At 73.2% G+C, this 22,917-nt stretch carries 17 protein-coding genes; 10 read left to right on the plus strand and 7 right to left on the minus strand.

Annotation, left to right across the window (positions count from 1 at the left end; translation table 11 throughout):
- From MA879_RS12655 to MA879_RS06185, 3 genes are all read right to left on the minus strand, one after another.
- Entirely contained in the window at positions 1-75 is a 75-nt protein-coding gene (locus MA879_RS12655; protein WP_096498094.1) for a 50S ribosomal protein bL37, read from the minus strand.
- Between the two features lie 53 nt (positions 76-128).
- Positions 129-734 carry a GDSL-type esterase/lipase family protein gene (locus MA879_RS06180; protein ID WP_248124166.1) on the minus strand — a complete coding sequence of 202 codons (606 nt, stop codon included), beginning with the start codon at positions 732-734 and terminating at the stop codon, positions 129-131.
- Between the two features lie 76 nt (positions 735-810).
- Positions 811-4,578 carry a multifunctional oxoglutarate decarboxylase/oxoglutarate dehydrogenase thiamine pyrophosphate-binding subunit/dihydrolipoyllysine-residue succinyltransferase subunit gene (locus MA879_RS06185; RefSeq protein WP_248124167.1) on the minus strand — a complete coding sequence of 1,256 codons (3,768 nt, stop codon included), beginning with the start codon at positions 4,576-4,578 and terminating at the stop codon, positions 811-813.
- Positions 4,579-4,866: 288 nt separating this feature from the next.
- On the opposite strand from MA879_RS06185, the gene guaB1 reads away from it, so the two are divergent.
- From guaB1 to MA879_RS06215, 6 genes are all read left to right on the plus strand, one after another.
- Positions 4,867-6,312: a GMP reductase gene (gene guaB1 / locus MA879_RS06190; protein WP_248124168.1), complete on the plus strand. Its 1,446-nt coding sequence runs from the start codon at positions 4,867-4,869 to the stop codon at positions 6,310-6,312.
- Between the two features lie 160 nt (positions 6,313-6,472).
- Positions 6,473-7,792 (plus strand): hemolysin family protein, encoded by a 1,320-nt coding sequence (locus MA879_RS06195; protein ID WP_248124169.1) that lies wholly within the window; start codon positions 6,473-6,475, stop codon positions 7,790-7,792.
- Positions 7,789-8,910, plus strand: coding sequence for a hemolysin family protein (locus MA879_RS06200; RefSeq protein WP_248124170.1), 1,122 nt, complete (start codon positions 7,789-7,791; stop codon positions 8,908-8,910). The genes MA879_RS06195 and MA879_RS06200 overlap by 4 nt, the downstream gene beginning before the upstream one ends.
- A gap of 99 nt (positions 8,911-9,009) precedes the next feature.
- Positions 9,010-10,047 (plus strand): metal ABC transporter substrate-binding protein, encoded by a 1,038-nt coding sequence (locus MA879_RS06205; protein ID WP_248124171.1) that lies wholly within the window; start codon positions 9,010-9,012, stop codon positions 10,045-10,047.
- Between the two features lie 7 nt (positions 10,048-10,054).
- Positions 10,055-10,972, plus strand: coding sequence for a metal ABC transporter permease (locus MA879_RS06210; RefSeq protein WP_248124172.1), 918 nt, complete (start codon positions 10,055-10,057; stop codon positions 10,970-10,972).
- Positions 10,969-11,769 carry a metal ABC transporter ATP-binding protein gene (locus MA879_RS06215; RefSeq protein WP_248124173.1) on the plus strand — a complete coding sequence of 267 codons (801 nt, stop codon included), beginning with the start codon at positions 10,969-10,971 and terminating at the stop codon, positions 11,767-11,769. The genes MA879_RS06210 and MA879_RS06215 overlap by 4 nt, the downstream gene beginning before the upstream one ends.
- Positions 11,770-11,778: 9 nt before the next feature.
- Here MA879_RS06215 and MA879_RS06220 read toward each other — a convergent pair whose 3' ends face one another.
- Positions 11,779-12,216, minus strand: a complete 438-nt coding sequence (locus MA879_RS06220) for a Fur family transcriptional regulator (protein WP_248124174.1) — start codon at positions 12,214-12,216, stop codon at positions 11,779-11,781.
- 126 nt (positions 12,217-12,342) lie between these two features.
- Here MA879_RS06220 and MA879_RS06225 point away from each other — a divergent pair, with 126 nt between their 5' ends.
- Both MA879_RS06225 and MA879_RS06230 read left to right on the plus strand, forming a co-directional pair.
- Entirely contained in the window at positions 12,343-13,407 is a 1,065-nt protein-coding gene (locus MA879_RS06225) for a sulfurtransferase (RefSeq protein WP_248124175.1), read from the plus strand.
- Positions 13,408-13,460: 53 nt separating this feature from the next.
- Complete coding sequence (locus tag MA879_RS06230) at positions 13,461-13,889, plus strand: HIT family protein (protein WP_248124176.1); 429 nt, start codon at positions 13,461-13,463, stop codon at positions 13,887-13,889.
- 38 nt (positions 13,890-13,927) lie between these two features.
- Here the strand turns inward: MA879_RS06230 and hrpA are convergent, their stop codons facing one another.
- A complete protein-coding gene (hrpA, locus tag MA879_RS06235; protein WP_248124177.1) occupies positions 13,928-18,061 on the minus strand; it encodes an ATP-dependent RNA helicase HrpA in 4,134 nt (1,377 codons plus the stop codon).
- 75 nt (positions 18,062-18,136) lie between these two features.
- Here hrpA and putP point away from each other — a divergent pair, with 75 nt between their 5' ends.
- On the plus strand, positions 18,137-19,771 hold the full coding sequence (gene putP / locus MA879_RS06240) for a sodium/proline symporter PutP (protein WP_248124178.1): 1,635 nt from the start codon (positions 18,137-18,139) through the stop codon (positions 19,769-19,771).
- Positions 19,768-20,361: a 2'-5' RNA ligase family protein gene (locus MA879_RS06245; protein WP_248124179.1), complete on the plus strand. Its 594-nt coding sequence runs from the start codon at positions 19,768-19,770 to the stop codon at positions 20,359-20,361. Before putP ends, MA879_RS06245 begins: the two co-directional genes overlap by 4 nt.
- Positions 20,362-20,510: 149 nt before the next feature.
- Here MA879_RS06245 and MA879_RS06250 read toward each other — a convergent pair whose 3' ends face one another.
- Both MA879_RS06250 and MA879_RS06255 read right to left on the minus strand, forming a co-directional pair.
- On the minus strand, positions 20,511-21,926 hold the full coding sequence (locus MA879_RS06250; protein WP_248124180.1) for an NAD-dependent succinate-semialdehyde dehydrogenase: 1,416 nt from the start codon (positions 21,924-21,926) through the stop codon (positions 20,511-20,513).
- A 63-nt stretch (positions 21,927-21,989) separates the two neighbouring features.
- Positions 21,990-22,739 (minus strand): DNA-3-methyladenine glycosylase I, encoded by a 750-nt coding sequence (locus MA879_RS06255; protein ID WP_248124181.1) that lies wholly within the window; start codon positions 22,737-22,739, stop codon positions 21,990-21,992.
- Positions 22,740-22,917: the final 178 nt, after the last annotated feature.

A 22,917-nucleotide genomic window follows, 5' to 3' on the forward strand; every position in this document is an offset into this window, starting at 1 on the left:
TCAGGCGTTGGGACGCTTGCCGTGGTTCGCGCCGCCCTTCTTGCGGTCGCGGCGCTTGCGTGCGCGCTTGCTCATGGGCGTCTCCTCTCCGGGGAAGCGGACGATGGTCAGTGAGCCATTCTGTCACATCAGGCGGTCGGCTCGGGCACGCCGAGCCACGGGTACCAGCCGCGGTGGAGCACCAGCCAGGCAATCAGGCCGTGGCCCGCCTGGCCCGGCAGACCTCCGCCGGCGGCCAGGTCCGCGCGCCACTGCTCGTGGTTCCGCAGCGGGGTGAACGCGTCCACATAGACCTGACCGCGGCGATCCGCCACATCCAGGTACGCCGCGTTGAGCTCGGCCAGGCGATCGTTGCGGGCCTCGTCCAGGGACGGGGTCGGGCCGAGCACCAGCACGGGGATGCCCCGTTGGGACGCCGTGTCCAGCACGTTGGCCAGGTTCAGGCGGGAACGGGCGCTGGAGGACGCGTCGAGGTCCAGGTCGGCGTCGGAGAGGGCCACCACGAGGCGGTTCTCTCCGGACTCGGAGAAGCGCCGGGAGGCCTCACCCCACCAGCGGGCGCCGAGCTCCTCCGTGGTCTCGTGGGGCACGGCGAGGACGTAGTTCTCGAGGGCCACGTCCGGTGCGGAGGTGCGGGCCAGGACCCGCCCCCACCAGCCGACGGCGCGAGGGTCGCCCGCCCCGGCCAGGATGTGGTCGCCGACGGCGGCGATCCGGATCTGGCGGTTCTGCACGGTGAATCCTTTCATCGGGAGGTGCCGGGCCCGCGGAGCCGTCACGGTGCCGCAGGCCCGGTCCGCACCAGCGGTGTCAGGCGCCGAACGCCTGGTCCAGCAGGGAGGTCAGCTCCTGGTCATGGCGGCCCTTGGTGCCGGCGGACGTCGCGGCGAGCGCCGCGCGGGACACCAGGCGCACCTCGTGGTCCAGGTCGGGCAGGAGGTTGAGCGCCATGAAGGGCCACGGGCCCTGGTTGGCCGGCTCGTCCTGCACCCACAGCACCTCGGCGTCGGGGTACTTCGCCAGCTGCTCGCGGATCTCCTCCGTGGGCAGCGGGTACAGCTGCTCCACGCGCACGATCGCGGTGGAGGCGTCCTTCGCCTTGTCCCGGCGGGCGGCCAGGTCGTAGTACAGCCGGCCGGAGACCAGCAGAACGCGCTGCACGCCCGAGGCCTCCACCGAGTCGTCCGGGATCACCGGCTGGAAGCGGCCCCGCGTGAAGTCCTCCACCGAGTTGGCCGCGGCCTTCAGGCGCAGCAGCTGCTTCGGGGTGAAGACGATCAGCGGCTTGCGCGGACGGGCGTAGGCCTGCTCCCGGAGCAGGTGGAAGTGGTTCGCGCCGTGGGACGGGTTCACCACGCGCATGTTGTCCTCCGCGCACAGCTGCAGGAAGCGCTCGATGCGGGCGGAGGAGTGGTCCGGGCCCTGGCCCTCGTAGCCGTGGGGCAGCAGCAGCACCACGGACGAGTTCTGCGACCACTTCTGCTCGGCCGAGGAGATGAACTCGTCGATCATGGTCTGGGCGCCGTTGACGAAGTCGCCGAACTGCGCCTCCCACAGGACCAGCGCGTCCGAGCGCTCCACGGAGTAGCCGTACTCGAATCCGAGGGCTGCGTACTCGGACAGCAGCGAGTTGTAGACCCAGAACGGGGCCTCGTCCTCCGAGAGGTGCTCGAGGGGGGTCCAGGTCTGGTCCGTGACCCGGTCGTGGAACACGGAGTGGCGCTGCGTGAAGGTGCCGCGCTGCGAGTCCTGACCGGACAGGCGGACCGGCACGCCCTCCGCGAGGAGGGAGCCGAAGGCGGCCAGCTCGGCGAAGCCCCAGTCGATGCCGCCGTCGACGGCCATCTTGGCGCGGCGCTCGAGGAGCTGCTCCAGCTTGGGGTGGACGGTGAAGTCCTCCGGCACGGCGAGGTGGGCGTCGCCGATCCGGCGCAGGGTCTCCGAGGAGATCGCCGTGCTCTCCGGGGCCTCGAGGGCGCGGTCGCGCGCGGCGGCCGGCTCGAGGCCTCCGCCCTGCTCGCCCTTGCCGGACTCGGCCGCGTGGATCTCCGCGAAGACGCGCTCCAGCTTCTGCTGGTAGTCCTTCAGCGCGGAGTCCGCCTCCTCCTGCGTGATGTCGCCACGGCCCACGAGGGACTCGACGTACAGCTTGCGGGTGGAGCGCTTCTGCTCGATCAGCGTGTACATGCGCGGCTGCGTCATCGAGGGGTCGTCGCCCTCGTTGTGCCCGCGGCGGCGGTAGCAGATCAGGTCGATGACGATGTCCTTGTGGAACCGCTGGCGGTACTCGTACGCCAGCTGCGCCACGCGCAGCACCGACTCGGGGTCGTCGCCGTTGACGTGGAGGATCGGCGACTGGGTCGTCTTGGCCACGTCCGTGGCATAGACGGAGGAGCGCGCGTCGGCCGGGGACGTGGTGAAGCCGACCTGGTTGTTCACGATCACATGGATCGTGCCACCGGTGCGGTAGCCGGGCAGCTGCGAGAGCATCAGGACCTCGGTCACCACACCCTGACCGGCGAACGCGGCGTCTCCGTGCACCAGGATCGGCAGGACGGGGAAGGACTCGCCGCCGTCGCCCTCGCCCGCCAGGCGGTCCTGCTTGGCGCGGGTGACGCCCTCCAGGACCGGGTCCACGGCCTCGAGGTGCGAGGGATTGGCGGCGAGGTACACCCGTGTGGAGTTGCCGGCGTCGGACACGAAGGTGCCCTCGGTGCCCATGTGGTACTTCACATCGCCGGAGCCGGAGGCGCCGCCCGGGGTCGCGCCCTCGAACTCACGGAAGACCTGGCTGTAGGTCTTGCCGGCGATGTTCGTCAGCACGTTCAGGCGGCCGCGGTGGGCCATGCCGATCGTGACCTCGTCCAGGCCCTCGTCCGCGGCGTCGCCGATGATCGAGTCGAGCAACGGGATCAGGGACTCGCCGCCCTCGAGGGAGAAGCGCTTCTGACCGATGTACTTGGTCTGCAGGAACGTCTCGAACGCCTCGGCGGCGTTGAGGCGGCCGAGCACGCGCAGCTGCTCCTCGCGGGTCGGCTTGTTGTAGGGCCGCTCCAGCTTCTCCTGGAACCAGGCGCGCTCGGCCGGGTTCTGGATGTGCATGTACTCGACGCCCACGGTGCGGCAGTAGGCGTCGCGAAGCACGCCCAGGATCCGGCGCAGGCTCAGCGTGGTCTCGCCGCCGAAGCCGCCCGTGGGCCACTGGCGGTCCAGGTCCCACAGGGTCAGGCCGTGCTCGCGGATGTCGAGGTCCGGGTGGTAGGGCATGCGGTACTCAAGCGGGTCCACGTCCGCCAGCAGGTGGCCGCGGTCGCGGTAGGCGTGGATGAGCTGCTGGATGCGCGCGACCTTGCCCACCTGCTCTTCCGGGTTGACCTGCACGTCCTGGGCCCAGCGCACGGGGACGTAGGGGATGCGCAGGTCGCGGAAGACCTCGTCGTAGAAGTCGCCCTCGCCCAGCAGCAGTCCGTGCACGATCTTGAGGAACTCGCCGGAGGCGGCACCCTGGATCACGCGGTGGTCGTACGTGGAGGTGAGCGTGATGGTCTTGGAGATCGCCAGATCGTTCAACGTGGACTCGGCCGCGCCCTGGAAGGCCGCAGGGTAGGTCAGGGCGCCGACGCCGATGATCGAGGCCTGGCCCTTGGACAGGCGGGGCACGGAGTGCACGGTGCCGATGCCCCCCGGGTTCGTCAGGGAGACGGTGGTGCCGGCGTAGTCGTCCATCGTGAGCTTGTTGTCCCGGGCGCGCTTGACGAGGTCGTCGTAGGCCTCCCAGAAGCCGCGGAAGGACAGGGTCTCTGCGGCCTTGATGTTCGGCACCACGAGGGCGCGGGTGCCGTCCGGCTTGGGCAGGTCGATGGCCAGGCCGAAGTTCACGTGGGCGGGCTCCACCATGGTGGGCTTGCCGTCGCGCTCCTCGTACGTGGTGTTCATGGCGGGCATCGCCGTGAGGGCCTTCACCACGGCGTAGCCGATGAGGTGGGTGAAGGAGACCTTGCCGCCGCGGGTGCGTGCCAGGTGGGAGTTGATCACGGTGCGGTTGTCGATCAGCACCTTGGCCGGCAGGTCGCGCACGGTGGTGGCCGTGGGCATGGACAGGGAGGCGTCCATGTTGGTGGCGACGGCCTTGGCCATGCCCTTGAGGACGGTGGCCTTCTCGGTCTTCTCCTGGGCGGCGGGCTCGCCCCCGGCGGCCGGCTCGGAGGGCACGGCGGCGGCGTGGGAGCGCGCGGCCTTGGGGTCGGCCGACTTCGGCGCGGCGGAGTCCCTGCCGGCCTTCGGCTCGCCCGGCTCGACGGGACGCTCGGTGACGGTCTCCTTCACGGGGCCGCCGGTGCCCTTCGCCGGGGCGGCGGGGGACGTCGTCGCGGGGGCCTGCGGCGCCGCCGTCTCCTCCCTCTTCGCCGGGGCCGCGGGGGCCGTCTCCGGCTGCGAGGCCTCGAGGCGGGCGAAGATCTGGGCCCACTGCCGGTCGACGGCGCCCTTGTCCTCGCGGTACTTCCGGTAGATCTCGGCGACGAGCTGTTCGTTGCCCGGGAACTCCTGCGAGAACCGGTCGGACGTGAGTTCTGGCACTGTGAAACGCCTCTTCCTGAACCTTGGGTGAGCGGTGGGCCGACGCGCCGCCAGGGTCGGTGGCGCCTCCGCGGAGGACTGCGCGCCCCCGCCGACCGGGCCACCGGACGGGTGCACGTCCGCGCACGGGTCTGCGCGGGCGCGGGAACGCCTCCGGACAGCATAGGCGTTCGGGCCTGTCCGCGGCAGGCTCGGGGAGTGCACGGATGCCATCCTCGGCCCCTGGCTGCGCGCGCCCCCTGTGACGCGGGGCACGGACACGACCTGCGGCCCTGCGAGACTGGCGGCATGCGACTGCTCAGCCGGCCCACCGTGGACCTCACCTACGACGACGTCTTCCTCGTGCCCGCCCGCTCCGAGGTGGCCAGCCGCGCGGACGTGCGCCTGGCGCCCGACGACGGCACCCACGGCTCCCTTCCGGTGGTGGCCGCGAACATGACGGCGGTGACCGGGCGCCGGATGGCGGAGACGATCGCGCGGCGCGGCGGCCTCGGCGTCCTGCCGCAGGACCTGCCCCTCGAGGTGATGACCGGGGTGGTGTCCGACGTCAAGGCGGCCCCCGTCGACCGGGACACCGCCGTCACGGTCGGGCCGCAGGCCACCGTCCTGGACGTGCTGGACCGCGTGGACCGGCGCGCCCACGGGATGGTGTGCGTGGTGGACGGCGCCGGCGCCCTCCTGGGAGTGGTGGGCCCCGAGGACTGCGGTGACGTGGACCGGTTCGCCTCCGCCGTCTCGGTGCTGCGTCCGCCCGCGGTGACGCTCACGCCGGCGGAGCTGGCCGGCCCCGACGGTCCCCGCCTCGCCCATGCCCGCCTGCACGAGGTGCGCTGCGCGGCGGCGCCGGTGGTGGAGGACGGCGTCCTCGTGGGCGTCGCCACGGCCGCCGGGCTCGTGCGCGCCGCCCTGGACGCGCCGGCCGTGGACCCGCGCGGCCGTCTGCAGGTGGGGGCCGCCATCGGGATCAACGGGGACGTCACCGGGCGTGCCCGCGCCCTCCTCGAGGCCGGGGTGGACGTGCTCGTGGTGGACACCGCGCACGGGCACCAGCGACGGATGCTCGACGCGCTCGAGGCGGTCCGCGCCCTCGGCCCGGACGTGCCCGTGGTGGCGGGCAACGTGGTGACCGCGGAGGGTGTGCGGGACCTCGTGGCGGCCGGCGCCGACGTCGTGAAGGTGGGCGTGGGCCCCGGTGCCATGTGCACCACGCGCATGCAGACCGCCGTGGGCCGGCCCCAGTTCTCCGCCGTCCTGGAGTGCGCCGCGGAGGCGCAGCGCCTCGGGGCGCGGGTCTGGGCCGACGGCGGCGTGAAGCATCCCCGGGACGTGGCGCTCGCGCTCGCGGCCGGGGCGAGCCAGGTGATGGTCGGGTCCTGGTTCGCGGGGACGCTCGAGTCCCCGGGGGACCTGGTCCAGGGCTCCGACGGGCGACGGTACAAAGAGAGCTTCGGGATGGCCTCGGCCCGTGCCGTGGAGCAGCGCACCCGGCACGAGGACGCGTTCGAGCGCGCCCGCAAGGCGATGTTCGAGGAGGGCGTGTCCGAGGCCCGCATGTACCTGGACCCGGACCGACCCTCGGTGGCGGACCTCGTCGACTCGATCGCCGCCGGCGTGCGCTCCTCGCTGACCTACGCGGGCGCCGAGGACCTCGCGGGGTTCCGCGAGCGGGCCGTGGTGGGGCTGCAGTCCGCCGCCGGGTACGCGGAGGGACGGGCGGTCTCCCGGTCCTGGTGAGGGGGAGGCCTCCGTATACTGACCGGACTATGGACCACGCTGACACTGCTGTGCCAGATCGCCCGTCCGCGCGTGCGGACGTGGCCGGATCGGAGCCCTCCAGTCCCCGTCCCCTGACCGGCCCGTGCGGCCGTCGCCGTGCGGCGGGGGGTGACACCTCGTGGAGTGGCTCCTGCTGATCGTCGGGCTGCTCCTGATCCTGGGCACGGGCTTCTTCGTGATGGTGGAGTTCTCCATGATCGCGATCGACGTGCCCGCCGTGCAGCGCATGGTGGACTCGGGGGACCGCGGTGCGGAGCCGCTGCTCAAGTGCCTCAGGTCCCTCTCCACGCAGCTCTCCGCGTGCCAGCTCGGCATCACCCTGACCACACTCCTGACCGGCTACGTGATGGACCCGGCCATCGGCCGGCTCGTCGACCCCCTGCTCATCACGTGGGGGATGTCCGAGGGCGCGGCCGACAGCCTCTCCCTGGTCCTGGCCATGGCGCTGGCGACGCTGCTGTCCATGCTGATCGGTGAGCTGATCCCGAAGAACATGGCGATCGCCGAGCCCCTGCGCCTGGGGCGCGCGCTGGCCCGCCCCATGCTCCTGTTCTCGGCCGTGTTCAAGCCGGCCATCGTGGTGCTCAACGGATTCTCCAACGGCCTGCTGCACCGCATGGGCCTGGAGGCCAAGGAGGAGATCTCCGGCGCCCGCAGCCCGGAGGAGCTGTCCTCCCTGGTCCGCCGCTCCGCCCAGATGGGCACGCTGGACGAGCAGACCGCCACGTTCCTGGACCGCACCCTGCGCTTCTCCGAGCGCACCGCGGTGGACGTGATGACCCCCCGCATCCGCATGGAGACTGTGGGGGAGGACGAGCCGCTGCCCGAGGTGGTGGAGCTCGCCCGCCGCACCGGCTACTCCCGCTTCCCCGTGATCGGCGAGTCCCCGGACGACGTCCTGGGCGTCGTCCACCTGAAGAAGGTCGTGGCGGTGCCCCTCGAGCGCCGGGCCGACCTCTCGGCGGGCGCCCTGAAGTCCGAGGTGATCCGGGTCCCCGAGACCGTGCACCTCGACCAGCTCCTGGCCGAGCTGCGCGAGGCGAACCTGCAGCTCGCCATCGTGGTGGACGAGTACGGCGGCACGGCCGGCGTCGTGACGCTCGAGGACGTGGTCGAGGAGATCGTGGGCGAGGTGGCCGACGAGCACGACCGGGTGACCCCGGGCGTCCTCCAGACCGCCTCCGGCCGCTGGTACCTGCCGGCGGACCTGCGACCGGACGAGGCGCACGCCCAGATCGGCACGCTCGACGTGCCCGAGGACGGCGCGTACGAGACCATCGGCGGCTTCGTCATGGCCCGGCTCGGCCGGATCCCCGCCGTCGGGGACGTCGTGGACGTCGACGGCGGCCGGATCTCGGTCGAGCGCATGGACGGGCGCCGGGTGGAGCGCGTGCGCTTCGACCCGGCCCCCGCGGATCGGAAGGAGGCGATCGCATGAGCGAGGACGTCGTCGGACTGCTGTGGCTGATCGTGCTCCTGGCAGCCAACGCGTTCTTCGTGGCGGGCGAGTTCGCCGTCATGGGTGCGCGCCGCTCCCAGATCGAGCCGCGCGCCGAGGCCGGGTCCCGGCGGGCCCGCGTGGCGCTGTTCGCGATGGAGCACGTCTCCGACATGCTCGCGGTGTGCCAGCTGGGCATCACCGTGTGCTCCCTGCTGATCCTCAACGTCTCCGAGCCCGCGCTGCACCACCTGCTGGTGGTCCCCATGGAGGCCCTCGGGCTGTCCGTGGCGGTCGCGGACGTGGTGGCGTTCGTGCTGGCGCTGCTCGTGGTGACCTTCCTGCACGTCACGCTGGGCGAGATGGTGCCCAAGAACGCGGCGGTGTCCTTCGCGGACCGCGCCGTCATGCTCCTCGCCCAGCCGCTCGTGTGGCTCTCCCGGCTGCTGCGGCCGATCATCGTGACCCTGAACTGGGTCGCGAACCTGGTGCTGCGCGCCTTCGGGTTCGAGCCCAAGGACGAGGTCGCGTCCACATTCACCCTGGAGGAGGTGCAGTCGATCGTGGCCGAGTCCACGCGCTCCGGCACCCTCGAGGACGAGTCGGGCGTGCTCCACTCGGCGCTCGAGTTCTCCGCCTACACCGCCGGCGACGTCATGGTGCCGGCCGACGCCGTGGTGACCGTCCCCGAGGACGTGACGCCGCAGCAGGTGGAGTGGGCCGTGGGCCGCACGGGCTACTCGCGGTTCGTGGTGGAGGACCCGCAGGGCGGGTACGCCGGCTACCTGCACCTCAAGGACGTGCTCGCCATGGGCGCCACCCGCTACACGGAGCCGGTGCCCGTCACGCGGGTGCGCTCGCTGGCCAACGTCCGTACCGGCGACGAGGTGGAGGACGCGCTCGCGCTCATGCAGCGCACCGGCTCGCACCTCGCGCGCGTGATCGCGGACGACGGCGCCACGGTCGGCGTGCTCTTCCTCGAGGACGTGCTGGAGGAGCTGGTGGGTGAGATCAACGACGTCACCCAGTCCCCGCGCCGCCGGCGGTCCATGGCCGGATCGCACGCCGCCGGGGCGGGCGGGTCCGGGGGTCCGGTGGTGCAGGCGCCCAGCCGCTGACCCGCCCGGGCGAGGCCGACCGGCCACGGTGCTAAAGTGAGAATCGTTAGCATCTGAAGGGCGTGCACGCCCGTGCCGCACCATTCCAGGAGGACCCCCATGCCCCGTCCGCACCGCCTCGTCGCCCCGACCGCCGTCTCCGCCGCCCTGGCGCTCGCGATCGCCGGCTGCTCGGCGGGGGACGGCTCGGCGCCGGCAGGCTCCTCCGCGCCCTCCGGCTCCGCCGCGGACGCGGGCGCCCCCGCGGTGGCCGTGGCCACCACCACCCAGCTCGGCTCCGTGCTGGACCGGGTGGCGCGCTGCGGCGGCGGCGCGGCCGTGTCCGTGATGGGTCCGGGCGACGACCCCCACGACTTCTCTGCCTCCTCCGAGCAGGTGGCCCAGATGGTCCGCTCCGGCCTGGTCTTCGCCAACGGACTCGGCCTCGAGGGCGGCCTGGAGTCCGTCCTGGCCACTGCGCAGCAGGACGGCGCCGAGGTGGTGGAGATCGCCCCCGAGCTCGACCCCCTGCCCTTCGGCGCGGGCGTGCCCGAGGACCACGAGGGGGAGACCGCCGAGGAGCACGCCGCCCACGCCGGGGAGGAGGAGCATGCCGGGCACGACCACGGTTCCTCGGATCCCCACGTGTGGATGGACGTCGCCCGCATGGCCGACGCCGCCGCCGTCATGGGGGAGTTCCTCGCCGAGCACACCGGCGAGACGCGGTATGCCGAGTGCGGCCGCACCGTCCAGCAGGAGCTGGACGCCACGGACGCCGAGGTCGAGCGCATCCTCGCGGAGGTCCCCGAGGACCGCCGGACCCTCGTGGCGGACCACGACGCCTACGGCTACTTCGCCGACGCCTACGGCTTCGAGGTCTCCGGCGTGGTGGTCCCCGGCGGCTCCACGGACGCCGAGCCCTCGTCCCAGGAGATCGCCGCCCTGGCCGGTGGCATGCGCGAGGACGGCGTCGATGCGATCGTGACGTCCGTGGCCGCGCAGAACGGCCTGGTGGACACCGTGGCCCGCGAGGCCGGTGACGTCGCCGTCGTCGAGCTCTACGAGTCCGGCGTGGGCCCGGCCGGCACGTCGGAGGCGGACTATGCCGAGGCCATGCTCTACAACGCCCGCACGCTCGCGGACGCGCTGACCGACTGAGCCGGCCGTGGACTGGCTGACGGACCCCTTCCTGCTGGGCTTCCAGCAGCGCGCCCTGATCGGCGGACTGATCGCGGCCCTGATGTGCTCCGTGGTGGGCACCTGGTTGGTGCTGCGCGGCATGAGCTTCTTCGGCGACGCGTTCGTGCACGGCGTCCTGCCGGGCATCGCGCTCGCGGTCGTGCTCGGCGGCAGCCCCCACGTCGGCGCCGCGGTCGCCGCGGTCGTCATGATGGCCGGCATCTCACTGGTGCACCGGGCCACCACCCTCAAGGAGGACACGGCCATCGGCCTCCTCTTCGTGGGGATGATGGCCTTGGGCGTGGTGATCATCTCCCTGTCCGACTCCTACACGGGCTCGCTCACCGCCATCCTCTTCGGCGACGTCCTGGGCGTGAGCATGGAGGGCCTGCGGGTGCAGGCGGCGATCGCCGTCGTGGTCGTCCTGCTGGCGCTCGTGCTGTACCGGCCGTTGCTGGCGCTGAGCTTCTCCGAGGCCAAGGCCGGCGTGCTGGGCATGCGTCCGCGGCTGACGCACAGCCTCCTGCTGGTGATGATCGGTGCGGCCGTGATCGGATCCTTCCAGGCCGTGGGCACCGTCCTGGTGTTCGGCCTGCTCGTGGGACCGCCGGCCACCGCGGCGCTGGTCACCCGGACCGTGCCCCGGATGATGGCCGTCGCCGCGCTGCTCGGCGCCGCGTCCGTGGTGGTGGGCCTCGTGCTCAGCTACCACGGGGGGACCGCCGGTTCGGCCACCATGGCACTGGTGCCGATCGTCCTCTTCTTCACCGTTCTGCTGGCCCGCGCGGGCGCGCAGGCCGCCCGTGGCCGCCACGTCCGCGGCCGGGGTGGACGCGCCGTGACTGCGCCGGAGTTCCAGCACGCCCACCACGGGCACGACGCCGAGGGGGGCCTGCCCCGATGACCTCCCCTCCGGCCGCCCTCGCCGAGGCCCGTGGCCTCGAGCTGCGGCGCGGCACCCACCTCGCCGTCGCGGCCTCGGACCTGACCCTGCCGGCCGGCCGGCTGGTGGCCGTGATCGGCCCCAACGGGTCCGGCAAGTCCACGCTGCTCCACGCTCTCGCGGGCACCCTGGCCCCCAGCGCCGGGACCCTCACCGTGCGGGGCGAGTCGCCCGAACGGCACGCCCGCCGCACGGCGTTCGTCATGCAGACCGTCGAGGTGCCGCGCGGTGTGCCGCTCACGGTGCGCGACGTCGTCACCATGGGGCGCTACCCCAGCACCGGCTGGTTTCGCCGGATGCGTCCCGTAGACCGTGCGGCTGTGCAGGCCGCGATGGACCGGATGGGTGTGGCGGACCTGGCCGGGCGCCACCTGGACGAGCTGTCCGGGGGTCAGCGCCAGCGGGCCTACGTGGCCCAGGGGATCGCCCAGGAGCACGACGTCCTGCTGCTGGACGAGCCCATCACGGGCCTGGACCTGGTCTCCGCGCGGACCATCGACCACCTCCTGCATGAGGAGCCGGAGCGCGGGGTGTCCGTGGTGTACACCACCCATGACCTCGACGAGGCCGCCGCCGCGGACCACGTGGTGCTGATGGCCGGTCGTGTGGTGGCCTCCGGCAGCCCCGCGGAGGTGCTCACGGAGGCCCACCTGGAGGCGGCGTACGGACGGGGCGCCCTGCACCGGCCGACGCCGCCGTCCGCGGGGGGCGCCGTGCCGTTCCTGGACGACCCGGTGGACGGGGCGGGCCGCCGCTGAGGGTGGGGCTCAGGCCCGGCCGGCCGCGGCGCAGTCGGCGCACACGCCAGTGACCTCCACCGTGTGCCGGGGGGAGGAGAAGCCGTGCTCCGCGGCCACGCGGGCGGCCCAGTCCTCGACCGGGTCCGCGGTGACCTCCACGGCCGTCCAGCACACGCGGCACACCAGGTGGTGGTGGTGCGCGTCCACGGCGCACCGCCGGTACACGGCCTCGCCGTCCTCGCGGCGCAGGGTGTCCACATCGCCGTCCTCGAGCCGCTGCTGCAGGGTCCGGTAGACCGTGGCCAGGGACACGCGCTCCCCGGCCGTCTTCAGGTGCGCGTGCAGCTCCTGGGCGCTGACGAAGTCCTCGAGCCGCTCCAGTGCCGCGTCGACGGCGGCCTTCTGCCGCGTGCTGCGCACGCGGGGGGCGGGGGAGCCCACGGCCTCGGACGAGGGGCTGCTCACGCGGGGGTGCTCCTTCTGGCGGGGTCCGGGTGGCGGTCGTCCGCAGGGGCCGGACAGGGCCCTGCGCGCCTGGCCTCCCAGGCTATCAGCGCCCCGTCCCGCCGCGGCGGCCAGTAGGGTGGGCCCGTGCAGACCCCAGGACCGGACACATCCCCCCGGCGCGAGGGCTCCCGCGAGTCGGTCGAGGACCCCGCCGAGCGCGCCGCCCGTGCGGCCGTGGGCCCCGCGGCCGTGGACCCCCACGCCACGGGCGGGGGTCCGGACCCGGCGGCCGCGGCGCCGCCGTCGCTGGTCGCCGTCGACGTGCTGGCCCGGTGGCTCGGGCTCGGCACAGGCGGGGAGGCCGACGCAGGCCAGCCAGCCCCCGCCTTCGACTCCCGCGCGGACCCCGGGCGCCTCGTCCTGCTGGACGTGCGGTACACGGTGGCCGGCGGCGGCTCCGGGCACGAGGAGTACCTGCGCGGGCACCTGCCCGGCGCGGTGTTCGTCTCGCTGCCCAATCAGCTGGCCGGCCACGCCGGTCCCCGTCAGGGCCGGCACCCTCTGCCCGCCCCGGACCAGTTCGCCGAGTCCGTACGCCTGTGGGGTGTGGACGACGGGGACACGGTGGTGGTGTACGACGACGACCGCGGCCTCGCCGCCGCCCGTGCCTGGTGGCTGCTGCGTCACGCCGGCATCACGGACTCGGTGCTCCTCGACGGCGGCCTGGCCGCGTGGCGGGAGGCCGGGCTGCCGCTGCAGCCCGGCGAGGTCATCCCCGCCCCGGGCACGGCGCATCCCTCGTGGGGTCGCATGCCGGTGGTGGACTCCTCCGGTGCGGAGGCGATCGCGGCGGGCGGGCTGCTGCTCGATGCCCGCGCGCCGGAGCGCTACCGTGGCGAGGTCGAACCCCTGGACCCCGTGGCCGGACACATCCCGGGGGCACGCAGCCTGCCCACCGCGGACAGTGTGGGCCCGGACGGCCGCCTGCGCCCCGTGGCGGAGCTCGCCGCGCGCTGTGAGGAAGCCGGGCTGACCGACGACGTGCCCGCCGCGGTCTACTGCGGCTCCGGTGTCACCGCGGCGCACCAGATCCTCACGCTGGCGGCCGCGGGCCGCCACGGGGTGGCGCTCTACCCGGGGTCGTGGTCAGCATGGATCCAGGACCCGGAGAACCCCGTGGCCACCGGACCCGAGCCCGGCGGTCGCTGAGGCCCCGGACCCCGGACCAGACCCGCCCCGACCCCGTCCCCCAGGAGGAGACCATGGCCACCGTGTTCAGCAGGATCATCGCCGGAGAGCTGCCCGCCCGCTTCGTGTGGCAGGACGAGCACTGCGTGGCATTCCTCTCCGCCGGCCCGCTCGCCACGGGCCACACCCTCGTGGTGCCCCGTGAGGAGGTGGACCAGTGGGTGGACGTCGATCCGGACCTGGTGGCCCACCTGACCCGAGTGGCACAGGCGATCGGTCGCGTCCAGGTGCGCGCGTTCGGCGCGTCGCGCGCCGGCCTCATGGTGGCCGGCTATGAGATCCCGCACCTGCACGTGCACGTGTGGCCGTCCAACTCGATGTCCGACTTCGACATGTCCCGCGTGGACAACTCCCCGCAGGCGGACGTCATGGACGCGGCCGCCGAGGCCCTCCGGGCCGGCCTGCGCGAGGACGGCCACGGCGAGCGCGTGCCCCAGGACTGAGGCGGCGGGGCCGCCCGCGGGCCTCGGACGCCACCGGTTCAGCGCCCGGCGGCCGCGGCCCTCTGCAGGGCCTGGCGGACCCGCTTCTCCGAGACGGACACGGCCGTGCCGAGTTCCTGGGCGAAGAAGGACACCCGCAGCTCCTCGATCAGCCAGCGCACCCGGTCCAGCTCGGCGGGCACCGGCGTGTCCGGGAAGCGGGCGCGGTGCGCGGCCACGGCGGCGTCGAACTCGTCCTCGAGGCCCTGCACCACGGCCATGGCCTGGCCGTCGCGCTGGAGATGGCCGCCGGCGTCGAGACGGTCCAGCCGTGTGAGCATCCCCTGCACGTAGCGGGGCAGGTGCTGCAGCTGCTGCCATCCTGTAGCGGCCACGAACCCGTCGAAGACGAGCTGCTCGAGGTGGGCCTTCACGTCCGACTTCGCCGGCGCCACCGCGAGGGACACGGTGCCCTTGAGGCGGCGGCGCACCTCGGCGGCGCCGCCGAGCACCTGCGCCACGAGCGCGGTCACGGCGAACACCGTGTCGATCAGGTCTGCGCGGACCCGGTCGAACAGGCCACGGAACTCGGCCTCCGTGAAGGGCAGCTCCTGGCCCACCAGCCGGTCCACGGCCGCGTGCGTGCTGTCCCGCACGAGGGACTCCACCGAGCCGTGCGGGTTCTGCGTGAAGGTCAGCTTCTCCCGGTTGTCCAGGTGGTCCACCACGTACCGGTGGGTGCTGGGCAGGGTGGCCATGAGCAGCGCGATCACGCCCGCCCGGTGCCACGCGGCCTGGTCCTCCGCCGAACGCGCGACGACGAGGCCCGCCGCCGGCGTGCCGTCCGCCGTGGTCTCGGGCACCAGGGCGGGGTAGCCGGTGATGGCCGGGCCACGGCTGGAGGGATCCGTGGTGATCTTCCGGGGGACCTCGCCCACCGACCACGAGGTCAGCCCGTGGCGCTCCCGGAAGGCGGCGGGCCCCGCAGTGGGAGCCGCCGCGGGCGCGGCACGACCGGCGTCGTCGGAGCTCTCGCGGCGGCCCTTCCCCCGGCCCCGGCCGTGTCCGCGGGCGGGGCCCGGGCGGGCGTTCGCGGGGTCGTCGTCGCCGGCCAGGCGCGCGGCGATCGCCGCGCGGTTGGCCTGGGCCAGGCGGGTCTGCAGCACCGCGAGGTCCTGCCCGGCACCCATGACGGCGCCACGGGCGTCCACCACTCGGTAGTCCATCCGCAGGTGGTCCGGGACGGCGTCGAGCTGCCACAGGACGGGTTCGACCACGGTGCCGCGAACGCGGCGCACGGCCGCGGACAGCGCCTGAGGGAGGTCGTCGCGCAGCGGATCAGCGTGGGAGTCGAGGTCGGCCACGAGCGCGCGGGCCACGTCCGGGGCGGGGACCAGGGACTTGCGCACCGCCTTCGGCAGCGCCTTGATCAGGGCCGTCACCAGCTCGACGCGCAGCCCGGGCACGAGCCACGCGAACCGGTCGGGGTCCACCTCGCCCAGCAGCAGCACGGGCACGGACACCGTGATGCCGTCCGTGCCGGAGGCGCCCGTGGGGTCGTACGTGTAGTCCAGGTGCAGGTCCACGTCCCCGCCGGGCAGCGGGTGGCGGAACGCGGTGGGGAACGCGTCCGTGTCCAGCTGGTCCGCGTCCTCGGTGAGCAGCGCCTCGACGTCCAGGTCCAGCAGGTCCGGCGTCTCGTGGCGCGCCTTCTTCCACCACGCGTCGAAGTGCCGCTCGGAGACCACGTTCGCGGGGACCCGCGCGTCGTAGAACGCGTAGAGGTCCTCGTCCCCGATCCGCAGGTCCCGCCGGCGCAGGCGGGTCTCGAGGGCGTCCACCTCCTCGAGGGCGCGGCGGTTGCGCGCGAAGAACCGGTGCCGGGTGCGCCAGTCGCCCTCCACGAGGGCGTGGCGCAGGAACAGCTCACGGGAGAGCACCGGGTCGATCCGGCCGTAGCGCACGGTGCGCTCGGGGACGACCGTCACCCCGAACAGCGTCACCTTCTCCTTCGCGACGGCGGCGCCCGCGTTCCGGGACCAGTGCGGCTCGCTGTACGAGCGGCTCACCAGGTCCCCGGCGACCTCCTCGATCCACTCCGGCTCCACGCGTGCCACCGTGCGCGCCCACAGCCGCGAGGTCTCCACGAGCTCGGCGGCCATCACGAAGGGGTGGCGCTTCTTGAACAGGGCCGAGCCGGGGAACACGCCGAACCGGGTGCCGCGGGCGCCCTGGTAGTCGCGCCGGCGTTCGTCGTACGCACCGATCTGGGAGAGCAGGCCCGTCAGCAGGGACGTGTGGACCGCGTCGTGCTGGCCCACGGGGTCCACGGGACCGGCCTGGACGGACACGCCCACGTCCGTGGCGAGCTGGCGCAGCTGGCGGACCAGGTCCTGCCACTCGTGCACGCGCAGCCAGTTGATGTGCTCGCGGCGGCACATCTTCCGGAACTGGGAGCCGGAGAGCTCCTTCTGCTGCTCGCGCAGGTACTGCCACAGGTTGAGGTAGGCGGAGAAGTCGGAACGGTCGTCCGCGAACCGGGCGTGCAGCTCATCCGCGGCCTGGCGCTGCTCGGTGGGGCGTTCGCGGGGATCCTGGATGGTCAGGGCCGCGGCGAGGACCATGACCTCGCGCGTGCAGCCGCGCTCGCCGGACTCCAGGATCATGCGGCCCAGGCGCGGGTCCACGGGCAGGCGGGCCAGGCGCCGGCCGATCGGCGTGATGGTGCCCGCGGCCGCCGAACGTCCTCCCGACTTCGTGCGCGGCCCGGAGCCGTCGGCGTGGAGCGCGCCGAGCTCGGTGAGGGTCGCGGCGCCGTCGGTCACCTGCCGGCGATCCGGCGGCTGCACGAACGGGAAGTCCATGACGTCTCGGGGCGTCTCCGCCACGCCGAGGGAGAGCATCTGCAGGATCACGGAGGCCAGCGAGGTGCGCAGGATCTCCGGGTCCGTGAACTCGGGACGGGAGAGGAAGTCCTCCTCCGAGTACAGCCGGATCGCGATGCCCGGGCTCGTGCGCCCCGAGCGGCCCGAGCGCTGGTTCGCGCTGGCCTGGGAGATCCGCTCGATGGGCAGGCGCTGGACCTTGGTGCGGTGCGAGTATCGGGAGATGCGGGCCGTGCCCGTGTCCACCACGTACTTGATGCCGGGCACCGTCAGGGACGTCTCCGCCACGTTCGTGGCCAGCACGATCCGCCGCCGCACGCCCGCCTGCGCCCGGCCGAACACGCGGTGCTGCTCGGCCATGGACAGCCGCCCGAACAGCGGCAGGATCTCGGTGCCCGCCAGGCGCGGGGAGGAGGCGACGACGCCGGCCAGGTGGTCCGCGGCGTCGCGGATCTCCCGCTCGCCCGGGAAGAACACCAGGATGTCGCCGGGCGCCTCGCCCGCGAGCTCGAGCACGGCGTCGCCGACGGCCTCGACCGGGTCGCGGGTCTCGGCGTGGTCGTCGGCGTCGTCGTCCGGGTCGTCCGGCTCGGGCTCGGCGGTCAGGGGCCGGTAGCGGATCTCCACCGGGTAGGTGCGCCCGGAGACCTCGATGATCGGCGCGGGGACCACGCGGGCGCCGTCGTCGGCCTCCACGGCGTCCTCGTGCTCCTCGCCCTCGGCGAGCGGCCGGCCGAAGTGCCGCGCGAACCGCTCGGGGTCGATCGTGGCGGAGGTGATGATCACCTTCAGGTCCGGGCGAAGGGGGAGCAGTCGCTTGAGGTAGCCCAGGAGGAAGTCGATGTTGAGGCTGCGCTCGTGGGCCTCGTCGATGATGATCGCCGAGTAGCGGCGCAGGTCCGGGTCGTGGGGGATCTCGGCCAGCAGGATGCCGTCCGTCATCACCTTCACGCGCGTGGCCCGCGAGGTCTCCGCGGTGAAGCGCACCTGGTAGCCCACCGTCTCGCCAATGTCCTGGCCGAGCTCCGCGGCGATCCGCTCGGCCACCGAGCGTGCGGCCAGGCGGCGGGGCTGGGTGTGGCCGACCACGCCGTGCTCGCCCAGGCCCAGGGCCAGGAGCATCTTGGGCAGCTGGGTGGTCTTGCCGGAGCCGGTCTCGCCCGCCACGATCACCACCTGGTGCTCGCGGACCGCCGCCATGATCTCGTCGCGCCGCTCGGCGACGGGGAGATGCTCCGGGAAGGTGATCGAGGGGGCGGGGGCGGCCTCCGGAGAGGGCGGGCCCGCGGGCGGAGGAGTCTGCGTCATGACGCGGACCAGCCTAGTGCCGTGCGCGGGGCCGGTGCGCGGGGTCGACGCGTCGAGTGTGCTTCTCTGGACGGCATGGACCAGAACACGCTCTTCCTGCTGTCAGCGATCGGGCTGTACTTCGCGGCCATGATCGCGATCGGACTCTACGCCGCCCGGCAGAACTCCGACCTTGACGACTACATGCTCGCCGGGCGCAACATGAAGCCCTCCGTCGCCGCCCTGTCGGCCGGCGCCTCGGACATGTCCGGCTGGCTGCTCATGGGCCTGCCCGGCGCCATCTACGCGTCCGGCCTGGTGGAGGGCTGGATGGCCATCGGCCTGACCGTCGGCGCCTGGGTGAACTGGAAGGTCGTCGCGCCGCGGCTGCGCTCGTACACCGAGGTGTCAGGCAACTCCATCACGATCCCCTCGTTCCTGGAGAACCGCTTCAAGGACCGCACGCACATCCTGCGGATCGTCTCCGGCCTGATCATCCTCGTCTTCTTCACGTTCTACGTGTCCTCCGGCATGGTGGCCGGCGGCAAGTTCGTCGAGTCCACCTTCGGGCCGAACTCGTTCTACGCCGAGGGCGTCGAGATCACGTACCTCACGGGCATGCTCATCGTCGCGGGCATCACCGTGTTCTACACGCTGTTCGGCGGCTTCCTCGGCGCCTCCCTGACCGACGTCGCGCAGGGCGTCCTCATGTTCCTGGCCCTCCTGCTGGTCCCGATCGTCGTGATCGTCATCATGGGCGGCTGGGACGCGGTCATCGACGGCGTCCGGGCAGCCGACGCCGCGGCCGCCGCCGAGGGTGTCGACCATCTCTCCATGGTCAAGAACGCCACCCTGATCGGTGTGCTGTCCTCCGTCGCCTGGGGCCTGGGCTACTTCGGCCAGCCGCACATCATCGTGCGCTTCATGGCCCTGCGCACCACGCGGGACGCCGCCACGGCACGTCGCGTGGGCATCACCTGGATGGCGCTGTCCGTGTTCGGCGCCGTGATGGTGGCCCTCGTGGGCATCGCCTACTTCCAGGCCGACGACGGCGCCACCCTGGAGGACCCGGAGACCGTGTTCCTGGTGCTCTCGGCGATCCTGTTCCACCCCTTCGTCGCCGGACTCGTGCTCGCCGCCGTCCTGGCCGCGATCATGTCGACGATCTCGTCACAGCTGATCGTGTGCTCGTCCGCCCTCGTGGAGGACCTGTACAAGGTCGTCGGCCGGCACCCCTCGGCCCGTGCCGGACTGTGGCTCGGCCGCATCGGTGTGCTGGTCGTCTCCGTCATCGCGGGCCTCCTGGCGCTGGACCCCGCCGCCTCCGTCCTCGAGCTCGTGTCCTTCGCCTGGGCCGGCTTCGGCGCGGCCTTCGGCCCGGTGATCCTGCTGGCCCTGTACTGGGAGAAGTTCACCTCATGGGGCGCCATGGCCGCCGTCGTCTCCGGCGCCACCGTGGCGTGGTTCTGGTCCAAGGCCAGCGCGGAGACCTGGGAGTGGTTCGGTCTGTACGAGATCGTCCCCGGCTTCCTGGCCGCCCTCATCCTGGGTGTCGCGGTATCCCTGTTCACCCAGCGCTCCCGCCACGTCAACGAGGAGATCAACCGCGAGTTCACCGGTGCCATCGACATCGTGGCCGGTCGCGAGCCGAGCACGCGGAGCCAGCCGGCCGTGCCGGCCGACGGCGCCCGCAGCGGATCGACCGCCGCGGATCCGCGCGCGCAGGCGTGAGGCTCTTCCTCGCGATCCGTCCGCCGAGGGCCGTGCTCGACCACCTCGAGTCGGCCCTCGACGGCGTCCGGGACGGGGCCGGGCGCGCGCTGCGCTGGACCGATCCGGAGCAGCGGCACCTGACGCTGGCGTTCCACCCGGAGGTGCCCGCCGGCGCCGTGGACGACGTCGTCGCCGACGCCGGCCGCATCGCGGCGGGACATGCCCCGCTGGACCTGCACCTGGCCGGAGCGGGGGAGTTCTCCCACCGCACGCTCTGGGTGGGGGTGGGCGGGCAGGTTCGGGAGCTCGGCGCGCTCCTGGCGGAGCCCTGGCTCGCCGACGACGACGGCCGGGACCGCCGGCGCGCCCACCTCACCGTGGCGCGGGTCTCGGGCGCCGCGCCCCGACCTCGGGGTCGGAGGCGGGGCGAGCCCCGTCCGCCGGCGCCGGCCACCGTCCTGCTGGCCGAGGCCGTGCACGCGCTCACGGTGTACCGCGGGCCGCAGTGGACCGCCGACGAGGTCGAGGTCGTGGCGTCCCGGCTCGGCGAGGGCCGCTCCGGCGGGCCGCTGCACGAGGTGCTGGCGACCGTCCCGCTGCGCGGCTGACGGGCCGACGAGCAGGCCCGAACGAACAGAGTGGTCACGACATGCCGCCACCGGAGTCCGGTGATGGCGTGTCGTGACCACTCTGCGTGCGTCAGGCGGCCGACGGGCCGGCCGGAGCGGGAGACCCGCCCGGCCGACCCGGCCCGGGGTCAGCCCTCCAGGGGGCCCTGCACCGCGTACAGGCGCTTGTTGGCGAACTCGTCCAGGGCCAGGGGGCCGAGCTCGCGTCCGAAGCCCGAGCGCTTCACGCCGCCGAAGGGCAGGTTCGCCCCGGCGGCGGAGGCGAGGTTCACGTTCGCCATGCCCACCTCGAGCTGGCCGGCCACGCGCTTGGCCTCGTCCAGGTCCGTGGAGAAGACGGCGCCGCCGAGACCGTACTGCGAGTCGTTGGCCAGCGCCACGGCCTCCTCGGCCGAGGACACCTTGTAGACCACGGCGGCCATGCCGAACAGCTCCTGCGTGTAGGCGGGGTTCTCCTGGTCCACGTCCGTGATCACGGCCGGGGAGACGTAGAAACCCTCGCCCTCGGGGCCCGAGACGCGCTCGCCGCCCACGTGGACGGTGGCGCCGGCCTCCTTGGCCGCGGCGATCTGCTCGGCGAGCCCGTCGGCCGCGGACTCCGAGGACAGCGGGCCGTAGACGTCGGCGTCGCGCGAGGTCGGGTCGCCGGGCTTCATCGCCGAGGAGCGCTGGACCAGCTCGTCCACGAAGTCGTCGTAGAGGTCCTCCATGACGATCATGCGCTTGTTCGAGTTGCAGGCCTGGCCCCAGTTGCCCATCCGGGTGGCCAGTGCGTCGCGGGCGGCCGCGCGGGCGTCCGGCGCGGAGAGCACGATGTACGGATCGGAGCCGCCGAGCTCGAGGACGACCTTCTTGAGGTGCCGGCCGGCCTGCTCGGCGACGGCGGCGCCGGCCCGCTCCGAACCGGTGAGGGACACGCCCTGCACTCGCGGATCGGCGATGATCGTGGAGATCTGGTCGTGGGTGGCGAACACGTTCTGGTACACGCCCTCCGGCAGTCCGGCCTCGGTGAAGAGCTCTTCCAGCAGCTGCGCCACCTGCGGGTTGATCTCGGCGTGCTTCAGCAGGATGGTGTTGCCGAGCACGAGGTTCGGCGCCACGAAACGGGCCACCTGGTACACCGGGAAGTTCCACGGCATGATCCCCAGCAGCGGGCCGAGCGGCAACCGCTGGACGAACGCCTCCTGCCCGGAGAACTGCTTGATCGGCTGGTCCGTGAGCAGCTCCTCGGCCTCGTCCGCGTAGTACCCGAAGATCTGGGCGCCGTAGCGCACCTCGCCGACTGCAGCGCCGAGGGACTTGCCCATCTCCGTGGTGATCAGCGCGGCGATGTCCTTGGAGCGCTCGGCCAGCAGCTCGGAGATCCGCTTCACGACGGCGGCGCGCTCGGCCACCGACTTCCGGGACCACTGCTCGTAGGCGGCCTGCGAGGCGTCGAGGGCGTCGGCGATCTGCTGATCCGTGGCGTTGTCGAAGGACTTCAGCAGCTCCCCGGTGGCCGGGTTGATCGTGCGGTAGCCCTGAGAGGCGGAGGTGGTGGTCATCAGTCGTCACCCTTTCGTGTGGACGTCCTGCGTTGAGCTCCCCATCCTGCCGGAGGCCCCCGCTCACTCCCAGATCCCGGACGCCCCTCTTCGCCACGAGCCGAGAAGGTGGGTGTCCACGACCCCGGCGGCCTCCATCAGGGCGAAGCACGTGGTCGGCCCCACGAATCGGCAGCCGTGCGCCTTCAGCGCCCTCGCGAGCGCGCGCGACTCGTCCGAGACCGAGGGGACCTGCGCCACCGTCTCCGGCCGTGGGGTCGCGGCAGGCTGGTGAGCCCAGACCAGCCCCGGCAGACCGCGGGCCGGCCGGTCGCCGTCGCCGTGCCAGGCGGGGCCCGCACCGAGGGAGCCCGGGTGCAGCGGGGCGTACCGCTCGCCGCGCATCCCGACGACGGCTTGTGCGTCCGCGACCGCGGCCTCGATCTTGCGCCGGTTCCGGATGATGCCGGGGTCCGCCAGCAGCGCCTCGACCTCCGCGTCCCCGAACGCCGCGACGGCGTCCGGGTCGAAGCCCGCGAACACCTCCCGGAACCGCGGCCGCTTGGCCAGGACGGTCCGCCAGCTCAGGCCCGACTGGAACGCCTCGAGCACGAGGCGCTCGAACAGGCCCGGCTCGTCCGTGACGGGCAGGCCCCACTCCGTGTCGTAGTACTCCCGCAGCAGCGGATCCTGTGCCGCCCACGGCGGGCGGGCTCGCCCGTCCTCACCCACGACGACGCCACTCGGCGGCGCCTGCCGCCCGTCGGCCGGTGGATCCTCGGCGGGGGTGGGGACGGGGGCGGGGAGGCCGTCGTCGGCGTGGTGCGCGCTCATGCCCCGAGCCTAGGAGCGGCCCCGGACATCCGGAGCCGGAACGCGACGCCCGGGGACGCAACGCCGGCAACGGACGCCTGTGCAGGAGGCACCGCCGGACCTCGTCACTCGAGCCGCCCTGCCAGGGAGGGCAGTCACGTGGGGGCTCGTGGACGTGGTCGCGGAGCCGGCACCCTGG

It is taken from the genome of Micrococcus lacusdianchii, assembly GCF_023155805.1.
Taxonomy (GTDB): domain Bacteria; phylum Actinomycetota; class Actinomycetes; order Actinomycetales; family Micrococcaceae; genus Micrococcus; species Micrococcus lacusdianchii.

Excerpts from the sequence above, each read along its gene's own strand:
- guaB1 (WP_248124168.1), top strand. The coding sequence starts at position 4,867 with ATGCGACTGCTCAGCCGGCCCACCGTGGACCTCACCTACGACGACGTC.
- MA879_RS06200 (WP_248124170.1), top strand. The coding sequence starts at position 7,789 with ATGAGCGAGGACGTCGTCGGACTGCTGTGGCTGATCGTGCTCCTGGCA.
- MA879_RS06205 (WP_248124171.1), top strand. The coding sequence starts at position 9,010 with ATGCCCCGTCCGCACCGCCTCGTCGCCCCGACCGCCGTCTCCGCCGCC.
- MA879_RS06215 (WP_248124173.1), top strand. The coding sequence starts at position 10,969 with ATGACCTCCCCTCCGGCCGCCCTCGCCGAGGCCCGTGGCCTCGAGCTG.
- MA879_RS06230 (WP_248124176.1), top strand. The coding sequence starts at position 13,461 with ATGGCCACCGTGTTCAGCAGGATCATCGCCGGAGAGCTGCCCGCCCGC.
- hrpA (WP_248124177.1), bottom strand. The coding sequence starts at position 18,061 with ATGACGCAGACTCCTCCGCCCGCGGGCCCGCCCTCTCCGGAGGCCGCC.
- putP (WP_248124178.1), top strand. The coding sequence starts at position 18,137 with ATGGACCAGAACACGCTCTTCCTGCTGTCAGCGATCGGGCTGTACTTC.
- MA879_RS06250 (WP_248124180.1), bottom strand. The coding sequence starts at position 21,926 with ATGACCACCACCTCCGCCTCTCAGGGCTACCGCACGATCAACCCGGCC.
- MA879_RS06255 (WP_248124181.1), bottom strand. The coding sequence starts at position 22,739 with ATGAGCGCGCACCACGCCGACGACGGCCTCCCCGCCCCCGTCCCCACC.